Source organism: Asticcacaulis biprosthecium C19, assembly GCF_000204015.1.
GTDB classification, from domain to species: Bacteria; Pseudomonadota; Alphaproteobacteria; order Caulobacterales; family Caulobacteraceae; genus Asticcacaulis; species Asticcacaulis biprosthecius.
Genome location: NZ_GL883080.1, coordinates 94,637 through 104,060, shown reverse-complemented (window position 1 = coordinate 104,060; position 9,424 = coordinate 94,637). Strand labels below are relative to the sequence as shown.

At 61.7% G+C, this 9,424-nt stretch carries 10 protein-coding genes and 2 pseudogenes; 6 read left to right on the top strand and 6 right to left on the bottom strand.

From position 1 onward, the window contains the following. Positions 1 to 32 precede the first annotated feature (32 nt). On the bottom strand, positions 33 to 455 hold the full coding sequence (locus tag ABI_RS19020; RefSeq protein ID WP_006274691.1) for an organic hydroperoxide resistance protein: 423 nt from the start codon (positions 453 to 455) through the stop codon (positions 33 to 35). A 91-nt stretch (positions 456 to 546) separates the two neighbouring features. Between ABI_RS19020 and ABI_RS19015 the strand changes: the two genes are divergently transcribed. Beyond that, positions 547 to 993 carry a MarR family winged helix-turn-helix transcriptional regulator gene (locus ABI_RS19015; RefSeq protein WP_006274690.1) on the top strand — a complete coding sequence of 149 codons (447 nt, stop codon included), beginning with the start codon at positions 547 to 549 and terminating at the stop codon, positions 991 to 993. A gap of 79 nt (positions 994 to 1,072) precedes the next feature. Further along, the gene (locus tag ABI_RS23910; RefSeq protein WP_006274689.1) at positions 1,073 to 1,984 is read left to right on the top strand and encodes a DUF4349 domain-containing protein; all 912 of its coding nucleotides are present in this window, start codon (positions 1,073 to 1,075) and stop codon (positions 1,982 to 1,984) included. On the opposite strand, the gene ABI_RS19005 is transcribed toward ABI_RS23910, so the two are convergent. From ABI_RS19005 to ABI_RS18985, 5 genes and pseudogenes are all read right to left on the bottom strand, one after another. Next, entirely contained in the window at positions 1,974 to 2,870 is an 897-nt protein-coding gene (locus ABI_RS19005) for a 3-keto-disaccharide hydrolase (RefSeq protein WP_006274688.1), read from the bottom strand. The two genes, ABI_RS23910 and ABI_RS19005, sit on opposite strands and share 11 nt — an antisense overlap. Positions 2,871 to 2,887: 17 nt before the next feature. Continuing rightward, positions 2,888 to 3,690 (bottom strand): annotated as a pseudogene (locus ABI_RS19000) (PhzF family phenazine biosynthesis protein). Positions 3,691 to 3,697: 7 nt separating this feature from the next. Further along, positions 3,698 to 4,279, bottom strand: a complete 582-nt coding sequence (locus ABI_RS23905) for a DUF3617 domain-containing protein (protein WP_006274685.1) — start codon at positions 4,277 to 4,279, stop codon at positions 3,698 to 3,700. A gap of 60 nt (positions 4,280 to 4,339) precedes the next feature. After that, positions 4,340 to 5,035, bottom strand: coding sequence for a uracil-DNA glycosylase (gene ung, locus ABI_RS18990; RefSeq protein WP_006274684.1), 696 nt, complete (start codon positions 5,033 to 5,035; stop codon positions 4,340 to 4,342). A 58-nt stretch (positions 5,036 to 5,093) separates the two neighbouring features. After that, complete coding sequence (locus ABI_RS18985) at positions 5,094 to 5,852, bottom strand: helix-turn-helix transcriptional regulator (protein ID WP_006274683.1); 759 nt, start codon at positions 5,850 to 5,852, stop codon at positions 5,094 to 5,096. Between the two features lie 210 nt (positions 5,853 to 6,062). Between ABI_RS18985 and ABI_RS18980 the strand changes: the two genes are divergently transcribed. The 4 genes and pseudogenes from ABI_RS18980 (at position 6,063) to ABI_RS18965 (ending at position 9,398) form a co-directional block, all read left to right on the top strand. After that, a complete protein-coding gene (locus ABI_RS18980; RefSeq protein WP_245531404.1) occupies positions 6,063 to 6,629 on the top strand; it encodes a TetR family transcriptional regulator C-terminal domain-containing protein in 567 nt (188 codons plus the stop codon). Beyond that, positions 6,622 to 7,370: pseudogene (locus tag ABI_RS26715) on the top strand (DUF899 domain-containing protein). The gene ABI_RS18980 and the pseudogene ABI_RS26715 overlap by 8 nt, the downstream one beginning before the upstream one ends. A 3-nt stretch (positions 7,371 to 7,373) precedes the next feature. Then, positions 7,374 to 7,919, top strand: coding sequence for a dihydrofolate reductase family protein (locus tag ABI_RS18970; protein WP_006274679.1), 546 nt, complete (start codon positions 7,374 to 7,376; stop codon positions 7,917 to 7,919). 198 nt (positions 7,920 to 8,117) lie between these two features. After that, a complete protein-coding gene (locus ABI_RS18965) occupies positions 8,118 to 9,398 on the top strand; it encodes an ATP-binding protein (protein WP_245531403.1) in 1,281 nt (426 codons plus the stop codon). Positions 9,399 to 9,424: the final 26 nt, after the last annotated feature.

Below are 9,424 nucleotides of genomic sequence, written 5' to 3'. Positions count from 1 at the left end.
AGGTGGGGAGAGGGAGTTTCTGCAAGCGAATGCTACGCCCGGATCAGCGTCACATTGATGTTGCCGCGGGTGGCGTTCGAGTACGGGCAGACCTGGTGCGCGGCGGCGATCAGACGATCAGCCACCTCAGCTTCGATGCCCGGCAGCGAGATCTTCAACGTCACTTCCAGGCCGAAGCCGTTCGGCGTGGCGCCGATGCCCACCGACGATTCGATGCTGGCATCGGCCGGCACGGCGACCTTTTCCTTGGCCCCGACGAACTTCAGCGCGCCGATGAAACAGGCGGCATAACCCATGGCGAACAATTGTTCCGGATTGGTGCCGTCGCCGCCAGCGCCGCCCAGTTCCTTAGGCGTCGACAGCTTCAGGTCCAGATTGCCGCTTTGGGCAGTGCCTTCGCGGCCGCCGGTAGCCTTGCCGTGAGCGGTGTAGGCCGCTGTGATCGATTGGGTCATCAGAAACTCTCCTTGTGTCAAAATTGATGATGAACAATTAAGTTGTGCACAATATATTGTCAAGTGCATTGCGCACAATTAAATTGCTTTCATGACCCACAGCCCCTCCCCGCCCGAACTGCGTCTTGAGAACCAGATCTGCTTCGCCGTCTACTCGGCGGCGCACGCCTTCGCCCAGGCCTACCGCCCGTGGCTGGAGCCCATGGGGCTGACCTATCCGCAATACCTGGTCATGCTGCTGCTGTGGGAGCGCGACGGCCGGTCGGTCAATGAGCTGGCCCAACCGCTGCAGCTTGATTCCGGCACACTCACTCCGTTGCTGAAGCGGATGGAAAAGGCCGGATTTCTGACCCGCAGCCGCGACGAGAAGGACGAGCGGGTCACCCGCATCCATCTGACCGATTTCGGACAGTCGCTGATGGAGCAGGCGCGCCGAATCCCTGTGGCCATGCTGTGCCAATCGGGCATGGATCTGAACCGTTTGACCGAACTTCGCGAGCAAGTTCAAGACCTTGGCAAAAGCTTGCGGCAGGCCTGAAATTCCCCTCGCCAAATCACCGAAAGGCGCGCATAGTTGATCACGAATTCGTGATATTTACGTGATCATGAGGTGACTTATGTCGAAGACAGTCTGGAAATCCGCCGCGGCCTGGCCGTTGATCCTGCTTCTGGCAGCCTGCCAGCCAAAAGCATCGGAGGAAGCCTCCGAAGCCGGCATGATGGACCAGAAGGTGCAAGTCGATCTCGTCGCTGCACCGCCTGGGGGTAATACCGCGCCCGATGCCGGCATTGTCGTGCCGCAGTTGGCCTATGATTACAGCTACACGCTTGTGGCCAAGGCCGACGGCGTCGAGACCCTGGTCAAACATCACCAGACGGTCTGCGACCTGGCCGGGCCCGCCGCCTGTCAGTTGATTTCGACCCGTTCCAGCAATGGCAAGGATTCGTCCCAGGTCTTCAAGGATCTGGAACTGCGCGTGTCACCGGCCTGGCTGAAGACGTGGCAAGCCAGCCTGGAGAGCGATGTCAAAAAGGCCGGCGGCCGCATCAGCGAGCACAGCGTCGAAAGCGAAGACCTCAGCCTGCAGATCGTCGATACCGAGGCGCGGCTGAAGAACAAGGAGGCCCTGCGCGACCGGCTGGCCGAGATCGTTCGCAGCCGACCCGGCAAGATTTCCGAACTGGTTGAAGCCGAAACCCAACTGGCCCAGACACAGGCTGACATCGACGCGGCCCGCTCGGCGCTTTTGGTCATGCGCAAGCGGGTCGCCACGGTGCATCTTACCATTCGCTATCAGAGCGAAGCCCTGGCTGCCTCGCGCGGCACCTTTGCGCCTCTCGGCGACGCGGTCACCGGCATCATCGGCAATATCGTCTGGGCCCTGGCCGGGCTGATTACCGTCCTGTCCTTCCTGCTGCCGCTGGGTCTGTTTGGCTGGGGCGTCTTCTGGCTGGTCCGCAAACTGTGGAAGGGCCGCAAGAAAAAGGCGCCGGTGGTGCCGGCGCCCGATAGCGATCTTACTTCGTAACTTCGATCGTCGGAAGCCGGTCGATCGGTTCCAGGGTGATATGGCGGAAGAAGGTTTCCGCCCCTTCTGACTGGAACTGAATCCTGCCGTGGGTCAGGGGCTGGCACACGCCCGCCGCATCGGTGTCGCACAGGTTCCACACCTCCATGACCGGCACGCCATTGACGACGTGGATGGCGCGGTCGCCGAAGACATAGAGGTCGAGCGTGTTCCATTGACCCACCGGCTTTTCGGCGTCGCGCGCGTTCTCGACGTTCCAGTCCGCCGTGTTGCCGACGGTGGTATATTCCGGTGCGCCGACGGTAAAGCGGTGGCCAGGCGCGATAATGGCTGGGTCCTTTACGGCGGTGGTCGTCGCCTTCAGGTTGGCGCCAACCGGCACGATCATGCCGGTTGAGCCTGTCATGATCTCGAACTCCGCTGAGCGCATCCAGGTGCCCCACACCGCGCCCGGCTCGCCATGGCTATGGTACAGCAGGCCGTTATTCTCGGGCTGATCCAGGCGCGGGGCATGGCGCTTGCCGCTCCATTTGTATTCCAGCCGCAGGTGATAGTTGCCGTAGTCGCCCTGGTGGACCAGGCTGCCCCAGGTCTTACCCGAAATGAACAGGGCCGGTCCGCCGTCCTCGGTGACAACCTTGAAGATATCGCCCTTGCCGGCCGGACCGATCGATGGCGCATGATCCGCCGAATAGGTCTGGCCCGGATCGGGATAGCCCAGCCAGGCGTCCCAGGCGTCGATGTCCTTGCCGTTGAACAGTTCGACCGCCGGGCCGGTGGCGGCCGGTACGTCTTTCAGGACCAGGGTCTGGGGTTTGTTGGCCTCCTCAGCCAGGACTGGCGTGGCCAGCAGGCAAAGGCCGGCCAGGATGACACTTCTCAACATGTTTTATCCTTATGGTTTTACAGTACGAGTTCCGCACGGACCACGGTGACGGCGTGACCGCGCAGCAGCACACGGTTACCGGCCAGTTCACCCTGGATCTCGGCGCCGCGCTTGGGATGGGCCTGATAGAAGTTGAACACCGACCGACCCGTCAGACGATGATATAGCGGTGTCAGCATACAGTGCATAGAGCCCGTCGCCGGATCTTCGTCTATGCCCATGTGGGCGCGAACAGCCGCGACACGGCATCATAGGGCTTTCCCGGATCGGCCGGCGCAGTGACCACGACATGGCGATCGTTATAGACGCTGCCGGCATAGAGCGGCAGGGCCTTCAAGTCCGGCGTCAGGCCGCGCACCGTTGCTTCGTCGTCAAACAGGGCAATCAGGGCCGGCCCGCCATAGACGGCTTTCGGGGTTGCGCCCAAGGCAGTGGCCAGATCCGGCATGTCGATGGCCACGGGCTCATAGGCCGGGAAGTCCATCTCAAGACCACCGGCCGTTCGGGTAACGATCAGGTCACCCGACAGGGTCGAAAACACCAGCCGATCAGCATCATGCCCCAATTCCTCGAACAAGACATGGGCCGAGGCCAGGGTGGCATGGCCGCAGAGTTTCACTTCGCAGGCCGGGGTGAACCAGCGCAGGTCGAACCGTCCGTGGCCGGCAGGCCGAAGATAAGCCGTTTCGGCCTGGTTGTTTTCCATAGCCAGAGCCTGCATCCAGGCGTCATCGGGCCAATCGGTAAGCGGCTCAACCACCCAGGCGGGGCCGCCCTTGAACGGCCCCGTGGCAAAGGCATCGAGGAGGAACTGACGCATGACGGGCTTACTTGCCCTTCATGGCGTCGGCCATGTTGATCTTCATGCCACCGGGCATGACCATGTCGCCCGGCTTCATATCGGCGCTGCACGCGCCCAACCATTTGCCGTCGACCGAGGTGGTAACGTCCTTCATGCCGTCCTTGGGCGGATCGAAGGTCGCCTTGATGGTCTGGCGATAGGCGGTGTCACCGCTCATTTCCATGTGCACGGCGGTGTGGATCTTGCTGCCGCCATCGGTGCAGACGGCCGTCACATCGACCGTGTTGCCGGTGCGCGTCACCTTCTGGTCGGTACAGTTGGTGTCACCCTGGTGCATCGGGCCAGCGTTCGTGGTGAATTTGGCGGTCAGGGCATCATCGAGGCAGATCTTGGTGGTGATGGTCTGAGGGATCTTGTCGACCTTGGTGGCCATTTCCCACAGACCGGCCTTCAGGGCCGGGCCGGTTGACGCGCCGGCCATCATGGCGGCGGGGGCATCGGCCGGCGCCGCCGCCTCGGTGGCGCCGTCGGTGGCTTCCTTCTTGCCGCATCCCGCCAGGGCGAGGACGGCGACGCTTACGCAGATACTGAGGGTGAGCTTGTACATGGGAACCTCCGCTGCTGTGACGTCAACTTAGCGCCAAGTCGCGGCGGACTCCACCCGTTATTAGCTATCCGCCGGATTATCCGGCACGCGCCAGTCGATCGGCGCAAAACCGTGCGCTTCCAGGAAGTGGTTGGTCTTCGAAAACGGCTTGCTGCCAAAGAAGCCGTTGTACGCCGACAGGGGTGACGGATGCACCGATTTCAGCACCAGATGCTTGGTGGTATCGACAAAGGCCGCCTTCTTCTGGGCGTAGGCACCCCACAGGATAAACACCACCGGATGGGGTTGGTCGTTGACAGCGCGGATGACGGCGTCGGTGAAGGTCTCCCAGCCCTTACCCTGGTGGGCATTGGCCACACCCATCTGCACGGTCAGCACCGCATTGAGCAGCAGAACGCCCTGCTTCGCCCAGTGTTCCAGGAAGCCATGGCGCGCCGGCGGGATGCCGAGATCTGTCTGCAGTTCCTTATAGATATTGACCAGGGACGGCGGGGTTTTCACGCCCGGCTGGACGGAAAAACACAGGCCGTGCGCCTGACCTTCGCCATGGTAGGGATCCTGTCCCAATATCACCACCCGAACCCGATCCAGCGGCGTCAGGTCCAGGGCGCGGAAGAAATCGCTGCCCTTGGGGAAGATGCGTTTGCCCGCGGCCTTTTCTGCCTGAAGAAACGCCTTGAGGTCGTGCATATATGGCTTGTCGAACTCGCCGGCCAGCGGCGCCTTCCAGCTCTCTTCCAACTTGACTTCGGCCATAGATCCCGCTCCGAAAATACGGCGCCAGAAAGCGGCGAGTCATGGTCTCAAGTCAAGATCAGGCCGTCGCCTGGGGGCCGACGCGGATCGGGTTGGCCGGATACAGGTTCGGGTTTTGCGTCTGCCACTCGCAGGCTTCGGCGTCTTTTTTCGTCTTCCACGCCTTCAGCAGTGCGGCCCGACGCTTGGGGTAGCGTTTGCCCGTCAGGTCCCAGCTCTTGATGCGGTCGGTGCGGAAGCTGCGGAAATCCTGACGCAATTCGCACCAGCCAATCAGCAGCCGGACATGGTCAAAAAAGCCCAGGGCAAACGGCCACACCGTGCGCTCGGTCGTGTCGCCCTTCAGGTCAGTATAGCTGAGGGACACGCACTGTTCGGCGCGGATGGCGCTGCGGACATCGCCCAGGTCGATCGTGCTTTCATGGCGCGGCCAGGTCGGCGCGATCAGCAACCCCGTCGATTCCAGATCGTCGCTCATATCCTTGGGCAGGACGGCGGCGATCTTGGTCAGGGCGTTGTGCGCCGCCTCGCCCAGACGGGCATCCGCCCGGTCGGCTACCCAGCGCGTCCCCAGCACCAAGGCTTCCAGTTCCTCCTGCGACAGCATCAGCGGCGGCAGCATATAGCCCGGCCGCAGGACATAACCTACGCCCGGCTCGCCTTCGATGTGCGCGCCCTGAGCCTGCAAGGCGGCAATGTCGCGGTAAAGCGTCCGCAGCGAAATATCGAGCTCGCGGGCCAGTTCAGCGCCGGCCACCGGATAACGGTGACGACGAAGTAACTGCAACAGGTCGAGAAGGCGGGTGGCGCGCGTCATGGTTCAGAACCGCAAAAGGGATGGCCGGGATACGCTGCACTGGACGCTGGGATACATAGACTTAGTGCCAAATTTTGTCAGTAGGCTTTCACCTGACCTCACGTGAACTTGACAGTTCAGGCATAAACATACATACCGGTTGGTATGTCAATAGCGACGTCTGAAGTTACAAATCGCCGCGATCCGGCCCGCACCCGGGAACGCCTGCTGATGGCCGGGTTCGAGGAGGTCTATCGCGCCGGTTTCCAGGGCTGCGACCTCAACGCCATCCTGGGTAAGGCCGGCGTCACCAAGGGCGCGCTGTATCATCATTTCAACAGCAAGGACGCCTTGGGCCACGCTATCCTGGAAGATGTGGTGGCCAGGATTACCGAACAGAAGTGGTTGGAACCGCTGCGGACCAGCGACACGCCGCTCGACACGTTGATTGCCATCATCGAAGGCACCTTTACCGACGACGAGCACGCCGCCGGCGGTTGCCCGCTCAATAACCTGGCCCAGGAGATGTCGCGGGTCGAGGAAGGCTTTCGTGCCCGCACTGCCGCGCTGTTCACGGCGTGGATCGACACTGTGGCCGACGCCCTCACCCGCGCCCAGGCCCAGGGCGCATTGCGTCCGAACATCGATGCCCGCGCCCAGGCCCAGTTCATCGTCGCCGCCTATGAGGGCTATATGTCGATCGCCAAGAGCCTGAAAAGCGGCGCCGTGCTGGAAGCCGGCGTCAAGCAGATGGTCGCCCACCTCAACAGCCTGCGCCCGGAGGATTCCCATGGATAGTGCCGCTCCCTTGCCCCACCCAGTTGTCAGCCGCGAAGACTGGCTGGCGGCCCGCATCGCGCTCAAGGCCGAAGAAAAGCGGGTCCTAAGGGAATACGATGCCCTGGCCGCGCAACGCCGCGCCCTGCCCTGGGTCAAGGTCGACAAGCTTTATGTCTTCGACACGCCGTCGGGGCCACGTACGCTCTCGGACCTGTTTGCCGGCCGCAGCCAGCTGATTGTCCAGCATTTCATGTTCGCGCCCGAGTGGGAGGAAGGCTGCGTCGGTTGTTCGTTGGGGCCGACCATATGCACGGCATTTGGACGCATCTGGAAAACCACGACGTCAAGTTTGCCTGCGTGTCGCGCGCGCCCCTGGCCAAACTGATGGCCTTCCGTGCGCGCATGGGGTGGGATTTCGATTGGGTGTCGGCGGGCGACGGCGACTTCAACTACGACTTCCATGTGTCGTTCCGCCAGGATGAACCCGTCTACTATAACTATGCCGACCGCGACTTCGAATGCGAGGACCTGCCCGGCATGAGCGTCTTCCGCAAGGCGGCGGATGGCACGATCTACCATACCTATTCGGTCTTTTCGCGCGGCACGGAGTTGGCGTCGGGCGTGTTCCAATTGCTGGACATGACGCCCAATGGCCGCAACGAAACCGGCCCCAATGGCGATCTGACGGATTGGGTAAAGCATCACGACAAATACGACGGCGGCGCGTCGTCGTGCGGTTGCGGCGGCAAGACGGCATAGCACATGGGCAAGTTTATTCTCGCGATGAACGTATCGCTCGACGGCTATGTCGACGACCTGGCCGGCGGCCTGGTTATGCCGCCGCCCAGCGAGCAGCACTTCCAGTATTGGATCGACACGATCAAGGGCCATGCGGCCACTATCTATGGCCGGCGCATGTATGAGCTTATGCGCTATTGGGACGAAGACCGCGCAGAGTGGGACGCACCCCGGCGCGACTTTGCCGAGGCCTGGCGCAAGATGCCTAAGTGGGTGGTGTCGAGCACGCTCACCGAGGTCGGTCCCAATGCCACCTTGATCTCCAGCAACATGGAAACGCAGGTCCGCTCACTGAAAGCCGACACCGACGGCATCATCAGCGTCTCCGGTCCGCAATTGGCCGGCCTGATGACCGAGCTGGGCCTGATCGACGAATATCACATGCACCTGCGTCCGTATGTGCTGGGCGAAGGCAAGCCGTTCTTCCACGGCGCCCGACCTCCGCTTCGCCTGAACTCCAGCCACCAGATCGACGACGACACGATGCATCTGGTCTACGTCACCGAATAATTTTCGACGACTGTCGACGTGATTTGAGACGATGACGTGCGAACCTCTTCAACCGGTGGGTTTTCAGGTCACGGGGGTCCCAAAGTCAAACTTCCGCGCCACGTCTAATATACATTCCGCACACAATCTATTATACATTTTGCACGACATAAGATATCGAAGTTGCGCATGTTGGGAACCTCACCGGGACTGACAAACTTGGATGACGACCTATTCCCCCGCCACATGATCGCCGAGCTAACGCAGGCCTTGGAAGCGGCGCGTGTCGTCAACATTATCGGCCCGCGACAGGCTGGGAAAACAACCCTGGTCCGGGATATCTATAAAAAGGGGCGTTTCATTACGCTCGACAACGACGCCACCCTGACCGCGCTTGAAAACGACCCCATCGGCCAGTTGGAAGCCCTGACCCAGGCCACGGACGTGCCGCTGATTATTGATGAAGCCCAACGGTCGAAACGCCTGGCCATGGCCATCAAAGTCCTTGTCGACGCCCGGCGGCGCATGGGACAGTTCATTTTGACCGGTTCGTCGAACATCTTCACCCATGCCGATGTGATGGACTCCCTGGCCGGTCGGGTCCAGACTCTGCCCCTGCGCCCCTTAAGCGCCGCTGAGATTTATCGCGCGCCACCGGTTACTGTGTTAGACTGGGCACGCCACGCGGAGAACCTGGGCGCCTTGCCGTCGCCACCGCCGTTTACGCGATCAGAGGTCATGAATCTTGTGACCCGTGGCGGCTACCCGGAAATCCGCCCTTTAGGGGAGCGCGCCCGACAGAAGCGTTATCGCGCCTATATCGACAGCATTGTCGATCGTGACGTCGCCGACATTCTGAGGGTCCGAAAAACCGACGCGCTTCGTCGCTTGATCGATCAATTGGCTGTGCGCACAAGCCAGGAGCTCAATATCCAGGCGCTGTGTTCGAATGTCGGCATTCAACGCCCGACGGCTGAGCAATATTGCGACGTCCTGGAACGCCTGTCCTTGACGGAAAGGCTGGGCGCCTGGGCTTCCGGCGAAGCCCGACGAGACGTGCGTCACCCCAAGCTGCATGTCCTGGACACCGGAATCTGCGCCGCCCTGCGCAATCTTGGCAGCGACAGCTTTGTCGCCGACGCCCATCCCGCCGCCTTAGGCGGACTTCTGGAGAGCTGGGTTTTCAGCGAACTCAGAAAGAACCTGCCCTATCAGGCCGATACTTGGCGGTTGTGGCATTGGCGCGGCGACCGTGGACGGAAGGTCGATATTCTGGCGGAATCCGGCCGTTCCCTGATCGCCTTCGAGGTCAAGGCCTCCGCTACGATCACGCCCGGCGATCTGAAAAACCTGCGCTGGTTCATGTCCGAGGGCCCCGGCAGAAGCTGGAACACGGTCGGAATCATTCTGTCTCTCGGCGACCAGCCGCTCAGCTTTGGCGATCGTTTGTTCGCCCTGCCCTTGTCTGTGTTTTGGGCAAAGGGCTGGAAGCAGGGGTGACGTGGGATAGGTCGCCAATTTCGCGG